Below are 15271 nucleotides of genomic sequence, written 5' to 3'. Positions count from 1 at the left end.
GCCCCACTCGTACGTCGGTACGTCGGTGCGGCGCTCAGCGCCGCTTGACCTGCACCACCTGCTTGACAGAGCTGGACGTCACGCTGGCCGAGCCGAGCCAGCGGACGGTGAGGGTGGCCTTGCCCGTGGCCTTGGCGGGAACCTTCACAACGACCGTTCCGGCGCCGCCCTTCACCCGCACCTGCTGGATCCGGCCCCAGGCATTCACCCGGACCGTGCCGGCGACCGGCACCCCGGCCACACTCGGCGTCACCTTGATCCGCAGCGTGACCTTCTTGCCCGGGCGGGCGGTGCGTGGAGCGCTCACCCGGACCCGGGACCCCGCCTTCCGCACCTGGACCGAGGTGGCGGCGTGCACCTCACCGGCGCCGGGAGCTGCCAGCACCAGGGAGACGCGGTGGGTGCCCACCGGCAGGCTCCTGGCCGGGACCTTCACGCTCGCCCGACCCGCTGTCACCGGTGCGCTGTACACCTTCCCGGCCACCTGGGCCCGCACGGTGCCGGCGTCGGCTCCGGCCACCCGGACCGGGACCGAGGTGGCTCGACCGAACTCGACCTTCACCGCAGTCGCGCTCAATCGCGGCGCCACCACCGGCGCGGACGCCACGGTGACGGGCACGTCGACCACGCGCTGCCACGGTGTCGACTGGACCAGGGCCACGGTGGCCCGACCCGGTGCCACGTCGCCCGGCACCGTGAAGGTGACCTGCTGACCGGCGGCGGTGCGCTTCACCGTGGGCTCCCCCAACACCCGGGCGCCGATCTGGACCCGGTCGAAGGTGGGAGCCGTGCCCACGTTGCCGCTGAGCAGCACGGTGGCCTCAGCCCCGGCCACCACCGGAGCGGTGACCTCGGCCTTCGGGAGCCGCTGGACGGTGTACTCCACCGAGGCCAGCGAGGTGTTCTCGAACTGGTCGACCACGTGGAAGGAGCCGCGGTGGCCGTTCTCGTAGTGCTCGGGGGCCGAGCCGCCGTCCAGGTGGATCTCCCCCCGGTCGCCGGTGTCCATGAAGCCGTTGAGCTCCACCCCGGTGGCCGAGCCGGACCGGATCGCGACCAGGAACTTGGGTTCCAGGCCGGTGGCCCGCAGCTCGAACTTCTGCTCCGACCCCACCGAGAGAACGGTGCCGGGCAGGCCCAGGCTGTTGGCCGGGAAGGTCGACAAGGCGCTCGCCGAGCGGACCCCGGCCGTGCAGGTCGTGCAGTCCGGCGACGTCTGCGGGCCCGACGGCTGCTGAGCGCCGCGACCGGGGCGTAGCGTCGGGGGCATGACTCCTGCACAACTGCTCATCGACTGCTTCGGCCGGGTGCGCGAGAGCGCGCTGGCCGCCATCGACGGTCTCACTGAGGAACAGCTGACGCACCGCGTCGCGCCCGACGCCAACCCGATCGCGTGGCTGGTCTGGCACGCCTATCGCGTCCAGGACGACCACGTGGCCGACGTCGCCGGTCTTCAGCAGGTCTGGGCTGCCCGAGGTTTCATCGAGTTCTTCGACCTCGACCTGGACGAGGACGACACCGGCTACGGGCACACGAGTGCGCAGGTGGGCAAGGTCGTCGCCAGTGCCGAGCTGCTCGCCCGCTACGTCGAGGCCGTCCACGACCAGACGGTGACGTGGGTCGCCGGGCTGGACGAGGACGACCTCGACCGCGTCGTCGACACCTCATGGGATCCGCCGGTCACGCTCGGGGCGCGGCTGGTGAGCGTCGTCAACGACGACACCCAGCACGTCGGGCAGGCGGCGTACCTCCGGGGGCTGATCACCGCATGAGGTCGAGCTTCGTCGTGTCCGCCGAGACCGAGCACGCGCCCGCCGAGACGTGGGCGCGGCTGTGGGACCTTGATCGGCACACGGCGGTCATCCCGCTGACGACGGTGACGCCCAACCCGCCGGCGACCCGGATCGGGGCGGGGGCCGGCTTCACCGGCAGGACCGCGCTGGGGCCGCTCGGCTTCGACGACGTCATGCGGGTCGAGACGTGGGCCCCGCCGGAGTCCGCGACCGTGGTCAAGGTCGGCCGGGTCGTCGGCGGGCGGATCGAGGTAACGGTGGCCCCCCTTCGTCACGGCTCGCGCGTCGTCTGGCGCCAGACGGTGCAGCTGCCGTGGCTGCCAGCGCGACTGCGGTGGGTCGAAGCGCTCGCCGCCCGGGTCGTGGCGCCCGGCTATCGGCAGGCGATCCGGACCCTGCTGGCGTGAGCCGATTGGACCGGCGGCGAGCACAACAGGTCGTCTTGGTGCATGTCGTGCCGTTCGCCGGCCCGCGCGGCGGAGCACCGCCACGTGCGGAGCGGGACCGAGATCGTGCTCGTCGTCGACGCCGTGCAGGCCGAGCGTGACCGGCTCGTGGCCGCAGGCGTCGAGTTCGCCGAGGACCTCACCGACCGCCCGTGGGTGCTGACCGACTTCCGGGTGCACGACCCTGACGGGTACCACCTGCGGCTCACCGACCGTCGCTGACGCCGGGGCTCAGGTCCGGCGCTTCGTGCGGGCCGTCGCCGGCGCGGTCCAGGGGTCCTCGGGCCAGGGGTGCTTGGGGTAGCGGCCGCGCATCTCAGCCCGCACCTGGGCGTAGGGCCCGGACCAGAAGGAGGCGAGGTCGTCGGTCACAGCGAGGGGCCGTCGGGCCGGGGAAAGCAGGTGGAAGAGCACCGGCACGCGACCGTCGACGAGCCGAGGTGTCTCGGCGAGGCCGAAGCACTCCTGCAGCTTGACCGCGAGCACCGGTGCGGCAGAGGGCTCGTCGTGCGGTGGCCAGGTGACCGCGGCCGTCGAGCCGCTCGGCACGGGCAGCCGCTCGGGGGCGAGGTCGTCGAGCCGGGTCGCGTCGGGCCAGGGGAGCAGCCGGCGCAGGGGATCGGTCAGGTCGATGCGGGCGAAGGGGGTGCCCGTCGCCACGCGCTGCAGCTCCGGACCGAGCCACTGCTCGAGTCGCGCCGCCAGGGCGTCGTCCGAGACGTCGGGCCAGGGGTCGCCGAGGTGATGGTGGAGTGCGGCGAGGCGCCGGCGGAGGGCGTCGGCGGGTGCCGACCAGACGAGCAGGTCGAGGCCGCGGAGGGTGAGCGCGCGTCGTACCGCCTCGGCCCCAGTTACCGGGTCGGGCCGGACCGGCGTCGAGCTGAGCTCGATGGCGCCGAGGGCGTCGACCTCGCGGGCGGTGACCCTTCCTTCGCCCAGGTCGGCGCGGACCTCGCGAACCCGCAGCCCGGCGCCAGCGGTCTCCGCCTCGTCGCGGGTGAGGGCTGCGGCGAGCCGGATGACCGCGCCGGTGCCGGCCGCGACGCGGCCGTCGGCGCGGGCGACGTCGGCGACGACAAGCCACTCGTCGTGACGCATCGGGCTCCCGGCGGGCAGGGCCGCGCGGGTGCCCGAGGCGAGGAGATAGGCGGGGCCGTCGCCGACGCGTCGGGCGATCCGGCCGGGGTGGGCGAGGGCGGTGACCAGTCCGGCGCCGGAGACGTGCCGGTCGCCGGCACGGGCATCGTTGCCGGGGCGTCGGTGCTCGCCGGCTGGGACCAGCCGCGCGAGGCGGTCGGCCTCGCGGCGCCACCGGCTGGCGTCGCGGGAGCGCCCGGAGCGCAGGTCGGCGAGCAGCCGGTCGAGGTCGCCGTCGTCGCTGCGCAGGTCGTCGGCGAGGGTCGCGACCACCTCGGCGGCCGCGGTGGTGCCCACGAGGGTGGCGCCGTCGAGCAGGGCGCGGGCGAGCCGAGGGTCGGCGGGGATGCGCGTCGCGGCGAACCCGTCGTCGGTAATCCGTCCGCCGTCGTCGACGAGGCCGAGCCCGCGCAGGGTGGTCTCGGCCGCGTCGATGCCGGCCGTCGGGGGTGGTGTCAGGAGCGCCATGCCCTCGCCGCGGGGCGAGCCCCAGGCCGCCAGGGTCAGGGCCGTCTCGGTGAGGTCGGCCGTCGTGATCTGCGGGGTGACGTGCTCGGGAGCGCGGGACCAGACGGACTCCTCGACGAGCCGCACGGCACGGCCGGGGCCCAGGCGCGCGGCCCGGCCGGCGCGCTGGGTCATCGAGGCCCGGGATGCCTGCACGGTGACCAGCCCGGACATGTCACGGGCGGCGTCACGGCGGGGCTCGCGGGAGAGGGCCGCGTCGACGACCAGCCGCACTCCGGGAACGGTGAGCGAGGACTCGGCGAGATCGGTGGAGACGACGATGCGGCCACCGCTCGTGGTGGGCTCACCGCCGATCGCGCGGTCCTGCTCGCGCGGGGCAAGGCGGCCGTGGAGCGGGAGGACCTCGGCGCCGGGGACGAGACGGCCGAGCAGCTCGACGACTTGGTCGACCTCCCGGGCTCCGGGGACGAAGACGAGGGTGTGGTGGTCGGGCTCGTGGTGCCGTGCGGTCACCCTCGCGACGTGCTCGAGGAAGTCCCGGGTGACACCCCGCGCGTCGGTCCGCGGGCCCGTGCTCGGCTCCCAGAGGACCTCGAGCGGGTGCAGCGCGCCCTCGCTGTCGACGAGTGGGGCCGGACCGTCGTCGTCGCCGAGCAGTGCGGCGATGCCCGGGGCGTCGAGGGTGGCCGACATCGCGACGAGCGGCAGCTCCCGCAGCTGGCGCACCTCGGCGAGCATCCCGAGCAGCAGGTCGGTGTCGAGGGCTCGCTCGTGGACCTCGTCGAGGACGACGGCGGCCGTGCCGGTGAGCTCGGGGTCGGCGAGCAGCCGACGGACGAGCACCCCCGGGGTCACGAACTCCACCCGCGTGCGCGGCCCGACGCGGCGCTCGCCGCGGACGGTGTGGCCGACGAGGTCACCGACCTGCGTGCCGGTCAGGTGGGCCAGCCGTCGCGCCGCCGCACGCACCGTGACCCGCCGGGGGCCGGTGACGACGACCCTTCCTTCGACGCAGTCGGCGACGAGCGGTGGCGCCAGTGTCGTCTTGCCGGACCCCGGCGGGGCCTGGACGACCGCGACGCCCCGGGTCGTGACCGCCGCCCGCAGGTCGTCGAGCGTCTCGGCGAAGGGGAGTCCCTCCCCGATCGCGCGCAGGTCGAGGTCGGTCATGGCGTCGAGCCTCGCACGAGCAGCGCCGGGGTCAGCGCTCGAGGACGAAGAGTCGCGTCGTCGTGTCGTAGTAGCGGTCCGTGAGCCCCTCGTCGCGCATGCCCAGGCGACGGGCGACCCGCTGGGAGGCCTCGTTGTCCGGGTGGGTGACGGCGACGATGCGGGGGAGGTCGGAGGCGTGGCCGAGCACGCGGGTGGCGGCTTCGGTCGCGATGCCGCGGCCCCACACGTCGGGGTGCAGGTGCCAGCCGATCTCGACCTCGGGACTGTCGAGGGCCAGCTCCGGGTTGCGCGGGTCCGCCGCGAGGGCCGAGCCGCTGATCGGGATCGGCTTGAGCAGCAGCGTGCCGACGAAGCGCTCCTCGAGGTCGATCGCCCAGATGCCCTGGGGCGGCGGGTAGGGCACGTCGCGTCGGCGGGGGACCGACGCGCGGGCTTCGCCGACGTCCGTCATCGGCTGGCCGTCGCCGATCCACCGCTGCACCTCGGGGCGCGAGTGCAGGTCGAAGAGCGCGTCCGCGTCCTCGTCGACGAAGGTCCGCAACGTCAGCCGGTCGGTCGTGAGCGTCTCGGGCACGCCTCGATCCTTGCACCCGGCGGTGTCTCGCGCCCGGCGCCCGCTCTCAGAGCGACTCGAGCTTGCGCACGATCCGCTCCACGGTGAGCCATGTCCGGGTGGTGATGTCCTTGCCGTAGGTCCGGTCGAGCCAGCGCATGACGTCGGGCGTCTTGCCCGGGTCGCCGTTGTCGATGACGGCGAGGAAGGCCCGTGCCTCCGCGTCGAAGCCGACGACCTGCACCCTGGGATCAGGATCGTCGGGGATCTCGGTGGGTGCCGGCGCGCCGTCCTTGAGGAAGGTCGCGACGAGGTAGGTACCGCGTCCGTGCTCCAGCCCGTCGAAGGGATCGCGCTCGAGCAGCCCGCGCAGCTCCTCCAGGGAGCGGATGATCGTGCCGCCCCCGATGCCGAGCTCGCCGACGAGCGCCTCCTGGATCCTCCGCTCCAGCTGCGGCCCATCGGTCTCGTCGGTCTCGAAGACGATGTTGCCGCTGGCGAGCACCGACCCGACCCGCTGCAGGCCGAGCCCTTCGTGGACCGCTCGCAGCTCGGCATTCGAGTTGTGGGGCAGCGCGGGCGCGATCCCGCGCAGCAGGGCGACGTAGCGCGTCATGGCCGCAGGTGCGAGGCGCCGTTGAGGTCGAGCGTCGCCCCGGACGCCCACTGCGCGTCGGGGGAGGCGAGCCAGAGCACGGCCGACGCCACCTCCTCGGGCCGACCGACCCGGCCGAAGGGGGAGTCCGCCCGGATTGCTTCTCCCGCAGGGGCGTCCAGCCGATCCGCGACCCTCTCGGTGTCGACGAAGCCGGGCGCCACGGTCGCGACCGCGATGCCGTGCGGGGCGAGTGCGACGGCGAGCGAGGCATCCATCGAGTGCAGTGCCGCCTTGGAGGCCGCGTAGGCCGGGTACTCCGGCTCGCCGCGGTGGACCCCGCGGGTGCCGATGGTGATGACCTGCCCCGGGAGCCCGAGCTCGACGAGCCGACGGGTCATCGCGTGCGTGACCATCGCCGTCCCGAGGGTGTTGATCCGCAGGTAGTCCTCCCAGCTGCGTTGCCACGCAAGGGGATCCGTCGTCGCGGGTGGGTGGGTGAGCGCCGGTGTCGTCGCGATGCCCGCGTTGTTGACGAGCACCGTGACCGGTGCGCCGAGGGCCTCCTCGGCTGCCGCCGGCAGGCCCGCGGCCTGGTCCGCGTCGCCCAGGTCGCCGACGACGAGGGCGTGCCCCTCGCCGGGGAGGGAGTCGCGCGTGGCCTCCCCTTCGTCCACCGCGGAGCGGACGTGCACCGCGACCCGATCACCTTGGTGGGCAAAGGCGCTCGCGATGGCGCGACCGATGCCGCGAGAGGCTCCGGTGACGAGGACGGCGCGGGGTGCAGTCATGCGGCCAGTCTGCTCCCTCGTGGTGGCACGGCGGCCCGGGGCGGTCAGGAGCCTGCCGGGAGGATCATCGCGACGACGTCGGGGGCATCGTCCCCGAGCCACGACGGCCGGGTGCGTCCGACCTCGACCCACCCCGTCCGCAGGTAGTAGTCGGCCGCGACGCCGAAGGGGACGACGTCGAGGCAGGGCGCGAGGCCACGCTCGGCGAGGTCGTCGAGGGCGGTGCGCATGAGGGCCGAGCCGACGCCTCGGCCACGGGCAGCGGTGGAGGTGAAGTACACCCCGATCTCGCCGAGGCGCTCCGTCGGCAGGCCGTGACCGGCGCTCCACAGCCGCGCCAGCTCGGGCTCGTGACCGTCGGGGCGGACCGGGAGGACCGCGACGTGGCCGACGGGCTCGCCGTCGAGCTCCGCGGTCCACGTGGCGAGCGCGCCGGGCCGGGCGACGAAGTCCTCTGCCGGCATCGGCAGCGGATCGCGGTGGGGGTAGCGCGAGGCGGGCTGCTGCTCGACGAGGGCGCGCCCGAGGGCGGGTAGGTCTGCGTCGGCGCGGGGGCGGATGACGAGGCTCATGGGCCCATCTTGTGGGGGTAGTCTCCGACTGCAAACTCTCTTCAGAGAAGTGATGCCTCGACGGCCCGGTCGGCCACCTCGACGCCTCCCCGCATCCACCCCGCGTGGTAGGTCGCGGCCGTCGCCTTCCTCGCGCTGCTCGGGGCCGCCGGCTTCCGCGCCGCGCCCGGTGCGCTCATGGTGCCGCTCCACGAGGAGTTCGGCTGGTCGATGAGCACGATGTCGCTCTCGGTCGGGATCAACCTCTTGCTCTACGGTCTCGTCGCCCCCTTCGCCGCGGCCCTGATGGACCGCTTCGGCATGCGGCAGATCATCGCCGGTGCGCTCACCCTCGTCGCGCTCGGCGCCGGCGGCAGCACGCTCATGACGGCGTCGTGGCAGCTGCACGTCTTCTGGGGCGTGCTCATCGGGACAGGCACCGGCTCGATGGCCCTCGTCCTTGCCGCGACCGTCGCCAACCGCTGGTTCGTGGCGCGAAGGGGGCTGGTCATGGGCGTCCTCACCGCCGGCTCCGCCACGGGGCAGCTGATCTTCCTGCCGCCCGTCGCGGCACTGGCGGAGGACGTCGGCTGGCGCCCCGCCTCGCTCGTCATCGCGGTCGCCGCGCTCGCCGTCGCGCCCATCGCCTGGCTCGTCATGCGGGACCACCCGCACGACCGGGGGGTCCTCCCCTTCGGCGCCGACCCGCAGACCTGGGTGCCGCCGGCAAAGGTGACCGGCGGCGCGATGGGCCGGGCGATCGACGGGCTGCGGTTCGCGGTGCGGCACAAGGCTTTTTGGGCGCTCGCGCTCGCCTTCGCGATCTGCGGCGCGACGACCAACGGGCTCATCGGCATCCACTTCATCCCGTCGGCGCACGACCACGGCATGTCGCAGACGACGGCCGCCGGGCTGCTCGCGCTCGTGGGCATCTTCGACATCGTCGGGACGATCGCGTCCGGCTGGCACACCGACGTCTTCGACCCGCGGTGGCTGCTCGTCGCCTACTACTTCTTCCGCGGGGTGGGGCTGCTCGCGCTGCCGCTGCTGCTGTCCGACGCGGTGCACCCGGGCATGCTGCTCTTCAGCGTCGTCTACGGGCTGGACTGGGTGGCGACCGTGCCGCCGACCGCCGCGCTGTGCCGGGAGATCTTCGGCGAGCAGGGGACGATCGTCTTCGGCTGGGTCTTCGCCGCGCACCAGATCGGGGCGGCGCTCGCGGCCTTCGGTGCCGGGGTCATCCGCGACACCTTCGGCGCCTACACGTGGGCGTGGTGGGGCGGCGCGATGCTCTGCGTCATCGCGTCCGTGCTGTCCTTCGCCGTGCGGCGCGAGCCCGTCGTCGAGCCGCAGTCGGAGCGTGCGGCCGTCGGCTGACCGACGCGCGGGGGTGGGGCTAGCGTGCCGACATGAGCACCGCCTTCCAGGACACTTATCCCGGCGACGTCGCGCACTGCTACGGCTGCGGCACTCAGAACCCCGCCGGTCACCAGCTGAAGTCGCACTGGGACGGCGAGGAGACCGTCGCGCGCTTCACCCCGCGGCCCGAGCACACGGCGATGCCCGGCTACGTCTACGGCGGACTCATCGCCTCGCTCGTCGACTGCCAGGGCACGGGCAGCGCGGCAGCCGCAGGGCACCGCGCCCAGGGGCGCGAGATGGGCACCGAGCCAACGCTGCGCTATGTCACCGCCTCCCTGCACGTCGACTACCTCGCGCCTACCCCGATGGGGGTCGAGCTCGAGCTGCGCGGTGTCATCGAGGAGGTCACCGAGCGCAAGGTCGTCGTCGCCGAGACCGTGCACGCCGGCGAGACCCTCGTGGTGAAGGGGAAGGTCGTCGCCGTGCTCATGCCCGCCGGGATGGCCCGGGGCTGACCGGCCGCGTGTCGTCCTGCAGTTCGTCAAGCAGGGCGATGAGACCACGAGGATGCGGGGGAGAGACGCGCGCGGCGGAGTGAACGGCGGGACCTCATTGGTTAACGCTGCCGAGGTGATCGCTGAAGCGGTCGAGCGTCGGTGGAGCGGCACCGGGAGGCCGTTAGCAATCGTGGAGGACTGGCATCCGCGCACTGCGGTTGGCGCTCGGTTCGTCCTGGCAGCCGGCGGGGGTGGTCACATCCCATTCGACCGAGACGAATGGGTGGAGCGAGGTCTCGTACTGCCGCAGGACTAGTGCCAGCCCGGTACCGCACCACCACAAGCAACGTGGGTCATTTCTCGCAATCACAGGCCGTCAGCCAACAGCGAGGGCACGTGACGGACTCTGTAGGCGTTGAAGCAGAACCACAGCGCAGACAGGCTCTCCACTCCGCGTGCATAAGGAACCGGGCTCGACTAGGACCCATTGTCCAGCGACCCTCATCAGCCTCTTGGCGCCAGTCCGCAAGCCCCTCACCGCTAGTCGGATCAAGCTCCCGGAGCCACCCCAAAGTGGTGCGAGGCATCGCCATCCAGATTCGAACCGTGGGGCAGTCCACAGTGGAGTGATACACGCCCGTGGAGATGGGAGAGCGTTCGTAGACGCCAACGGGAGCGGGGTTACGATCCAGACCGATCCTCGCGCGACGGGTGTGGCGCATCGAAAGTCTGACTGGCTCCCGCGGTCACTGCGATTCCTCCCTCATCTTCCTGGCCCGCTCGATGGTCCGGTAGATGGTGGTCATCGAGAACCCTCCCCCTGCGCCTTCGCGCGCTTGATCGTGCGGTACACGGTTGCTCGCGACACGTTGTAGTCCTCGGCGAGCTGGCCAACCGTCGCGGTGCCGGCCTCGTAGTCCTGGAGCAACTTCTTCGTGCGTCGCTCGTTCAGCTTCGGCGGCTTCCCGTTGAGGCGGCCCTGTGCCCGCGCGATCGCAGCCCTCCATCGTGCGCTGCCGGTTCAGGTCGGACTCGAACTCCGCGACCATCGCCAGCGCGTTGAACAGGAGCTTCCCGACGGGGTCATCCGGGTCGTGCAGCGACGGCCCGAGCTGGAGCGCAGCGCCCTTGTCGTAGACCTGGCCGACGAGGTCGCGAGCATCGGGCACCGATCGGGCGAGCCGGTCGAGCTTCGTAATCGAGCCGCCTCGTCGAGACTCGCCAGACGGCCCAGAATGCGGCGCGCAGAGCGGCTTCCTCTTCGCGAACTGCCGCGCGCTCCTGCTGGATCTTTGCGATGTCGTCCTCGGGGCCTGACCCCGGTTCTTGGACACGCTGAATCCAGCACCTGGTGCTGTGGAAGCGAGATGATCGAAGAACCATGGCCAGGAAGAACTATTCCGAAGAGTTCCGTCGTCAGGCCGTCGACTTGTACGAGTCCACCCCGGGCGCCACGGTCCGCGGCATCGCCGAGGACCTCGGCATCGTCCGCGGCACCCTGCGGCACTGGCTCGAGGCCTACGGGACCGGCAAGAAGACCGCCGCTGACGGGACGTTGACCTCCAGCCCGCTGCAAGCCAAGACGTCCGCCGCGAGCTCGTCGGCACCGACGGACGAGATGCCGGAGCAGAGGATCGCCCGGCTCGAGGCCGAGAACGCGGCGTTGCGAGCGGAGAGCACCAAGCTCACGACCGAGCGGGAGATCCTGCAGCGGGCGGCCAAGTATTTCGCCGGGGAGACGCGCTGGTGAGTCGCTTCCAGTTCGTCGCCGACAACTCCGCCACCTTCGAGGTGAAGCGACTGTGCGAGCTCGTCGAGATCGAGCGCTCGTCCTACTACGCCTGGCTCAAGGCCGCGCCGGCCCGGGAAGCCAGAGCAGCTGACGACGCAGCGCTGGCTGAGCGGATCAGAGCGGTCCATGCCGAGGACAACACTCAGGGCGCGCCGCGGATCACCGCCGAGCTCAACGCTCAACTCGGTGACAGCGCGGCTGCCGGTGAGCGGGTCAACCACAAGCGTGTCGCGAGGGTGATGCGCTTTGAGGGCATCCGCGCCTACATGAAGAAGCGCCGGGTCCGCACCACGATCCCCGAGCCGTCGGGGCAGAAGTACCCCGACCTGCTCAAGCGTGACGTCACCGCCGAGCGCCCCAACGAGCGCTATGTCGGCGACATCACCTACCTGCCGCTGGCCGACGGGACGAACCTGTACTTGGCGACCGTGATCGACTGCTACTCCCGTCGGCTGGCCGGGTGGGCCATCGCCGAGCACATGCGCACCGAACTCGTCGAGGACGCCCTCAAGGCCGCCGCCGCGACCCGGGGCAGCCTCAAGGGCGCTGTGTTCCACAGCGACCACGGGTCGGTCTACTGCTCGAAGGCCTACGCCAAGCTCTGCCGCAAGCTCGGCGTGACCCAGTCCATGGGCGCCGTCGGATCCAGCGCGGACAACGCCCTCGCAGAGTCGTTCAACGCCACGATGAAGCGTGAGGTCCTCCAAGACGCCGCCTGCTGGAGTGACGAGCTGACCTGCCGTCGGCAGGTCTTCAGATGGCTCGTCCGCTACAACACCAAGCGACGCCACTCGTGGTGTCGCTACACCTCGCCGGTCGCCTTCGAGACCGGCTACACCGCTACGCTGCGACCTGCCGCGTAATCACACCCCGTGTCCAAGATCCGGGGGTAGGGCCCACCACGGCCGAGTACGCGGTCGGGACGCTGGCGTCATGAACTGAACATATCCGACCGTCACGGCTCTGCGAACTCGCCCGTGTGCGCGGCGGATCAGAGCAGCCAGCCCTCGCCGAGCTTCGTCTCGGTGCCTTTGGCTTCCAGGAAGTACTCCTGTCCGAAGAGTCCGGCGGCCTTCATCACGATCCGGACCCGAACCGGGTCACCGTCGGGAAGGAGGCCCTCGAGGACGTGGGTCCCCACTGCCGCCTTGCGGGTGTCCTGTGGCTGGCCGTCGATCTTCAGCACGAACCGGCCGTGAATGGGCCCGGACCGTGCCTCAACGGTGATGTCGTGGCCGTCGACGCGGCCGGTGAATCGATCGAAGGTCCATCCCATGAACCCGAGACTACCGATGACTTGTGGGTCGCTCCGAGGAGCACGGCCCCCGGCCGGGTTGGCATCGATCGCGTGCGCTGTCATCCGTGTCGGTGCCGTCCGAGTGCTGGTTCAGTCGATGGCGCGACGCAGGAATCCGCGCAGTCCGATCGCGAGGAATCCGGCCGTGGAGCCGGCGACGCCCAGCACGATCCACCCCGCCCCCAGGTGCGGGTCGGCGGTCATGGCGGCCCGCATACCCTCCGAGACGTAGGTCAGCGGGTTGATCAGGGTGACCACCTGGAACCAGCGCAGCGACTCCAGCGCCTGCCACGGGCAGAACGTGGCGCCGGTGAAGATCAGCGGGGTCAATGCGATGGCGAAGACGACGTTGATCCGGTTCGGGGGTACCACCGTGCCGAGCACGAGGCCGATCGCGCCGCCGGCGACCCCGCCGACGACCAGCAGCACGACGAACAAGACCCAGTGAGGGTCCTGGACGGTGATGCCACCGGGCAGGATCAGCTCGCCCAGCGGCAGGATCAGGGCCGCCGCGACGATCGCCCGACCGGTGGCGAAGACGACCTTCTCCAGCCCGACCGCCCACGGCGGCAGGGGCGCCAGCAGCCGGTCCTCGATCTCCTTGGTGTAGGAGAACTCGATCACCGGACCGGCCGGTTCCAGAGCCGCCTGATCATGCCCTGGGCCGCTCGCGCGGCGGGCTCTCGACGAAGATCCACCAGCTCGTCGACGGCCGAGGGCTGCCACTGGTGGTGCTGCTGAGTCCCGGCCAGGCCGGCGACTCACCGATGCTTCTGCCGCTGCTGCAGCAGCTGAAGGTCGGCCGCCGCCTCGGCCGACCACGGACCCGGCCGGATGGGCTCTGCGGCGACAAGGCCTACTCCTCGCGGGCGATCCGCAAGCACCTGCGCGCCAGGGGCATCACCGCCCATATCCCCGAGCCCGAGGACCAGAAGGGCCATCGACTGCGGCGCGGATCAGCCGGCGGCCGGCCGCCAAACTTCGACCCCGACGCCTACCGCGGCCGCAACGTCGTCGAACGCCGCTACTGCCACATCAAGCAGTGGCGCGGACTCGCGACTCGCTATGACAAACTCGCGATCGTCTACCGAGCCGCGGTGGTGCTCAACGCGGTGATCGCCTGGACTGCACATTTGTCAGACATGCCCTAGGTGAGGGACGGGCCCTGGCTGCGGGTCGCGTCCGGGGTGATTCGTGGCGAATCATCTCGCGATTGCGGGGTGCGGGCCTGCTCCCGTCGGGCCGTCGGTGAGGCTGTCGCGGCCTCGGGCCGGGGGCCTGGGGAGATCGCGCGGGCCCGTCGATCGCTGTGGGCTGAGCGGGCGGCGACCGCCACCTTCGCGAGCTGCTGGCCGACCTGGCGGACCTGGGGGTTGGGGGCGTCTCGGGTGTGCTCTGCCTCGACCATCGCAGCGGCCTGGAGGGTGACGGCCACGGCCGTGGCGGCGTCCTCCCGTCGCTCGGGTTGGGCGTTGACCTGCGTGGTGAGGTCCTCGATCGCAGCGGCGAGCTCGGCCAGGTGCGGGGTGGGGTCGGCCTGCGCGGCGGGCCTGGCGGGGATGCTTCGTGCCGTCTCGGTCAGGGCGGTGGTGACCTGGTCGTGGCCTGCGTCTTGAAGGAGCGGGGTGGCGGCTCGGGCGACTGCGGCCCATCCGGCGAGGTCGCTGGCGGTGGTGCTTTCGGCGTCGGGCAGGTTGGCCACGGACTGCCTCCCGGCCTCCTGGACGCGCTGGATCGTGTCGTCGAGGCTCATGGGGTGCTCCTGCGTCGCAGGATCGCCAGCTCGGCTCGCAGCGGGAGCAGCCACAGGGGGCGGTCCTGCGCGGGGATCGCGTCGAGGGCGCGTTCGGCTCCGCGGAGTGCTTCTTCGGGGCTCGTCGTGGTGTCGATGGTGATCTCTGGCGACTCGAGGTCGACGACCTCGTGGAGGGTGAGAGCGACCTCCTCGAGGTGCTCGGTCAGGGGGTGGGTGTCGCTGATGGCGGTCCGGGCCGTGGTGAGGTGACCCAGGACCTCGCGCAGCATGCTGTCCAGGGCTGCGGGGGTGGTCTCGGTCATCCCAGACCCGTCGTGGGCCCGTGGGTACGTGAGGGCTGCCTAGCCGGGTCGTCACGGCGTGGCTCAGCCCGGCGTGACCCTTGGGCCTCGATGGTGGCCTGGAGGCGCGCACGGGCCTCCTGGGCGCGCCTGACGGCCTGATCCGGGGGAAGCACCTCGTCATCATCCCCGATTCGTGGCGAATCAGTCGCTGCGGGCGCGACGTCGGCAGCCTTCTCGCCCTTGGGGGCGCTCATGCGTTCTTCGACCTGCGCGAGCCGGTCGCGGGCGTGCTTGAGGTCGTCTGCGCGGGCGAAGGGGGCGCCGAGGCTGTCCTGGGCCTCAGCGATGTCGCGTCGTGCGCGTTCGGTTGCGCCTTGCGCGGCTTCTAGGGCGCGGGGCAGGTTGGCGATCGCGTTCTCGATGCGGGTGATGCCACCGTGACCGCTCTCGGATAGGTCGATGTCGACGCTGATGTCTGGGAGGTCACCGAGGCGAACCTGGGCGACGTCCTGGCCGCCGAGGCGGGCGAGGCGCACTCGTCCGTTGAAGGTGTGCCCGCCGAGGGTGAGGACCTGGTCAGTCTCGGCCTCGGGCCGGGTGTGCTTGTCCAGGCGGGCGAGGTGGGCACCGAGGGTGTGGCGCAGGGTCGCGGCGGCGTCGGCGCGGTTGGTGTGGGTGCGCCCGTCTGCGGTGCGGGCGCGGAAGTTCTCGCCGCGGGTGTCGGTGCTGCGGGCGATCGCGGCCTCGATCCGCGGGATGCGTTCCTGGGCACGGTC

18 protein-coding genes and 1 pseudogene are annotated in these 15271 nt (G+C 72.0%); 7 read left to right on the top strand and 12 right to left on the bottom strand.

Features of this window, described 5'->3' with window-relative positions:
- Nucleotides 1-34 precede the first annotated feature (34 nt).
- Nucleotides 35-1270, bottom strand: a complete 1236-nt coding sequence (locus AB4Y78_RS08200; RefSeq protein ID WP_282072720.1) for a hypothetical protein — start codon at nucleotides 1268-1270, stop codon at nucleotides 35-37.
- Here AB4Y78_RS08200 and AB4Y78_RS08195 point away from each other — a divergent pair.
- From AB4Y78_RS08195 to AB4Y78_RS08185, 3 genes are all read left to right on the top strand, one after another.
- Nucleotides 1269-1772, top strand: coding sequence for a mycothiol transferase (locus AB4Y78_RS08195; RefSeq protein WP_040881501.1), 504 nt, complete (start codon nucleotides 1269-1271; stop codon nucleotides 1770-1772). The genes AB4Y78_RS08200 and AB4Y78_RS08195 overlap by 2 nt on opposite strands.
- Nucleotides 1769-2200, top strand: coding sequence for a hypothetical protein (locus AB4Y78_RS08190; RefSeq protein ID WP_259911156.1), 432 nt, complete (start codon nucleotides 1769-1771; stop codon nucleotides 2198-2200). The genes AB4Y78_RS08195 and AB4Y78_RS08190 overlap by 4 nt, the downstream gene beginning before the upstream one ends.
- Nucleotides 2201-2284: 84 nt before the next feature.
- Nucleotides 2285-2461, top strand: coding sequence for a VOC family protein (locus AB4Y78_RS08185; RefSeq protein ID WP_156811789.1), 177 nt, complete (start codon nucleotides 2285-2287; stop codon nucleotides 2459-2461).
- 9 nt (nucleotides 2462-2470) lie between these two features.
- Here the strand turns inward: AB4Y78_RS08185 and hrpB are convergent, their stop codons facing one another.
- Genes hrpB through AB4Y78_RS08155 form a run of 6 tightly spaced genes read right to left on the bottom strand, consistent with a single transcriptional unit; the run spans nucleotide 2471 to nucleotide 7707 of the window.
- A complete protein-coding gene (gene hrpB, locus AB4Y78_RS08180) occupies nucleotides 2471-5014 on the bottom strand; it encodes an ATP-dependent helicase HrpB (RefSeq protein ID WP_282072719.1) in 2544 nt (847 codons plus the stop codon).
- A gap of 31 nt (nucleotides 5015-5045) precedes the next feature.
- Complete coding sequence (locus tag AB4Y78_RS08175; protein ID WP_441713288.1) at nucleotides 5046-5591, bottom strand: GNAT family N-acetyltransferase; 546 nt, start codon at nucleotides 5589-5591, stop codon at nucleotides 5046-5048.
- A gap of 46 nt (nucleotides 5592-5637) precedes the next feature.
- A complete protein-coding gene (locus AB4Y78_RS08170; RefSeq protein ID WP_441713287.1) occupies nucleotides 5638-6186 on the bottom strand; it encodes a DUF1697 domain-containing protein in 549 nt (182 codons plus the stop codon).
- Complete coding sequence (locus AB4Y78_RS08165) at nucleotides 6183-6956, bottom strand: SDR family NAD(P)-dependent oxidoreductase (RefSeq protein WP_441713286.1); 774 nt, start codon at nucleotides 6954-6956, stop codon at nucleotides 6183-6185. The genes AB4Y78_RS08170 and AB4Y78_RS08165 overlap by 4 nt, the downstream gene beginning before the upstream one ends.
- 44 nt (nucleotides 6957-7000) lie before the next feature.
- On the bottom strand, nucleotides 7001-7528 hold the full coding sequence (locus AB4Y78_RS08160; RefSeq protein ID WP_007928774.1) for a GNAT family N-acetyltransferase: 528 nt from the start codon (nucleotides 7526-7528) through the stop codon (nucleotides 7001-7003).
- Nucleotides 7529-7569: 41 nt separating this feature from the next.
- Nucleotides 7570-7707, bottom strand: coding sequence for a hypothetical protein (locus AB4Y78_RS08155; RefSeq protein ID WP_441713284.1), 138 nt, complete (start codon nucleotides 7705-7707; stop codon nucleotides 7570-7572).
- Here AB4Y78_RS08155 and AB4Y78_RS08150 point away from each other — a divergent pair.
- A complete protein-coding gene (locus AB4Y78_RS08150) occupies nucleotides 7664-8884 on the top strand; it encodes an MFS transporter (RefSeq protein ID WP_441713412.1) in 1221 nt (406 codons plus the stop codon). The genes AB4Y78_RS08155 and AB4Y78_RS08150 overlap by 44 nt on opposite strands.
- A 32-nt stretch (nucleotides 8885-8916) precedes the next feature.
- Complete coding sequence (locus AB4Y78_RS08145; RefSeq protein WP_441713283.1) at nucleotides 8917-9384, top strand: PaaI family thioesterase; 468 nt, start codon at nucleotides 8917-8919, stop codon at nucleotides 9382-9384.
- 728 nt (nucleotides 9385-10112) lie between these two features.
- Here AB4Y78_RS08145 and AB4Y78_RS08140 read toward each other — a convergent pair.
- Nucleotides 10113-10535 (bottom strand): recombinase family protein, encoded by a 423-nt coding sequence (locus AB4Y78_RS08140; protein WP_441713282.1) that lies wholly within the window; start codon nucleotides 10533-10535, stop codon nucleotides 10113-10115.
- Between the two features lie 212 nt (nucleotides 10536-10747).
- Here AB4Y78_RS08140 and AB4Y78_RS08135 point away from each other — a divergent pair.
- Nucleotides 10748-12021, top strand: a protein-coding gene (locus AB4Y78_RS08135) for an IS3 family transposase (RefSeq protein WP_441713281.1) whose coding sequence is annotated in 2 segments (ribosomal slippage) — nucleotides 10748-11096 and nucleotides 11096-12021 — 1275 coding nt in all. Because the reading frame shifts where the segments join, the coding sequence is not laid out codon by codon here.
- Nucleotides 12022-12149: 128 nt separating this feature from the next.
- On the opposite strand, the gene AB4Y78_RS08130 is transcribed toward AB4Y78_RS08135, so the two are convergent.
- Nucleotides 12150-12434 (bottom strand): hypothetical protein, encoded by a 285-nt coding sequence (locus AB4Y78_RS08130; protein ID WP_441713280.1) that lies wholly within the window; start codon nucleotides 12432-12434, stop codon nucleotides 12150-12152.
- Nucleotides 12435-12545: 111 nt separating this feature from the next.
- A complete protein-coding gene (locus AB4Y78_RS08125) occupies nucleotides 12546-13079 on the bottom strand; it encodes an ABC transporter permease (protein WP_441713279.1) in 534 nt (177 codons plus the stop codon).
- Between the two features lie 8 nt (nucleotides 13080-13087).
- Here AB4Y78_RS08125 and AB4Y78_RS08120 point away from each other — a divergent pair.
- Nucleotides 13088-13606, top strand: a pseudogene (locus tag AB4Y78_RS08120) (IS5 family transposase); the annotation flags it as partial.
- Here AB4Y78_RS08120 and AB4Y78_RS08115 read toward each other — a convergent pair.
- Together AB4Y78_RS08115 and AB4Y78_RS08110 are read right to left on the bottom strand one after the other, a co-directional pair.
- Nucleotides 13603-14208, bottom strand: coding sequence for a hypothetical protein (locus AB4Y78_RS08115; protein ID WP_441737033.1), 606 nt, complete (start codon nucleotides 14206-14208; stop codon nucleotides 13603-13605). The pseudogene AB4Y78_RS08120 and the gene AB4Y78_RS08115 overlap by 4 nt on opposite strands.
- The gene (locus AB4Y78_RS08110) at nucleotides 14205-14513 is read right to left on the bottom strand and encodes a hypothetical protein (RefSeq protein ID WP_441713277.1); all 309 of its coding nucleotides are present in this window, start codon (nucleotides 14511-14513) and stop codon (nucleotides 14205-14207) included. Before AB4Y78_RS08110 ends, AB4Y78_RS08115 begins: the two co-directional genes overlap by 4 nt.
- Nucleotides 14514-15271: the final 758 nt, after the last annotated feature.

Source organism: Janibacter sp. RAF52, from assembly GCF_052114035.1.
Lineage (GTDB): Bacteria > Actinomycetota > Actinomycetes > Actinomycetales > Dermatophilaceae > Janibacter > Janibacter hoylei.
This window is presented reverse-complemented; position numbering and strand designations above follow the sequence as displayed.

What these genes read in the sequence shown, in the direction of transcription:
- AB4Y78_RS08195 (WP_040881501.1), top strand. Translation starts at nt 1,269, where the DNA reads ATGACTCCTGCACAACTGCTCATCGACTGCTTCGGCCGGGTGCGCGAG.
- AB4Y78_RS08200 (WP_282072720.1), bottom strand. Translation starts at nt 1,270, where the DNA reads ATGCCCCCGACGCTACGCCCCGGTCGCGGCGCTCAGCAGCCGTCGGGC.
- AB4Y78_RS08190 (WP_259911156.1), top strand. Translation starts at nt 1,769, where the DNA reads ATGAGGTCGAGCTTCGTCGTGTCCGCCGAGACCGAGCACGCGCCCGCC.
- hrpB (WP_282072719.1), bottom strand. Translation starts at nt 5,014, where the DNA reads ATGACCGACCTCGACCTGCGCGCGATCGGGGAGGGACTCCCCTTCGCC.
- AB4Y78_RS08170 (WP_441713287.1), bottom strand. Translation starts at nt 6,186, where the DNA reads ATGACGCGCTACGTCGCCCTGCTGCGCGGGATCGCGCCCGCGCTGCCC.
- AB4Y78_RS08165 (WP_441713286.1), bottom strand. Translation starts at nt 6,956, where the DNA reads ATGACTGCACCCCGCGCCGTCCTCGTCACCGGAGCCTCTCGCGGCATC.
- AB4Y78_RS08160 (WP_007928774.1), bottom strand. Translation starts at nt 7,528, where the DNA reads ATGAGCCTCGTCATCCGCCCCCGCGCCGACGCAGACCTACCCGCCCTC.
- AB4Y78_RS08155 (WP_441713284.1), bottom strand. Translation starts at nt 7,707, where the DNA reads ATGAGCGCACCGGGCGCGGCGCGGAAGCCGGCGGCCCCGAGCAGCGCG.
- AB4Y78_RS08145 (WP_441713283.1), top strand. Translation starts at nt 8,917, where the DNA reads ATGAGCACCGCCTTCCAGGACACTTATCCCGGCGACGTCGCGCACTGC.
- AB4Y78_RS08130 (WP_441713280.1), bottom strand. Translation starts at nt 12,434, where the DNA reads ATGGGATGGACCTTCGATCGATTCACCGGCCGCGTCGACGGCCACGAC.
- AB4Y78_RS08115 (WP_441737033.1), bottom strand. Translation starts at nt 14,208, where the DNA reads ATGAGCCTCGACGACACGATCCAGCGCGTCCAGGAGGCCGGGAGGCAG.
- AB4Y78_RS08110 (WP_441713277.1), bottom strand. Translation starts at nt 14,513, where the DNA reads ATGACCGAGACCACCCCCGCAGCCCTGGACAGCATGCTGCGCGAGGTC.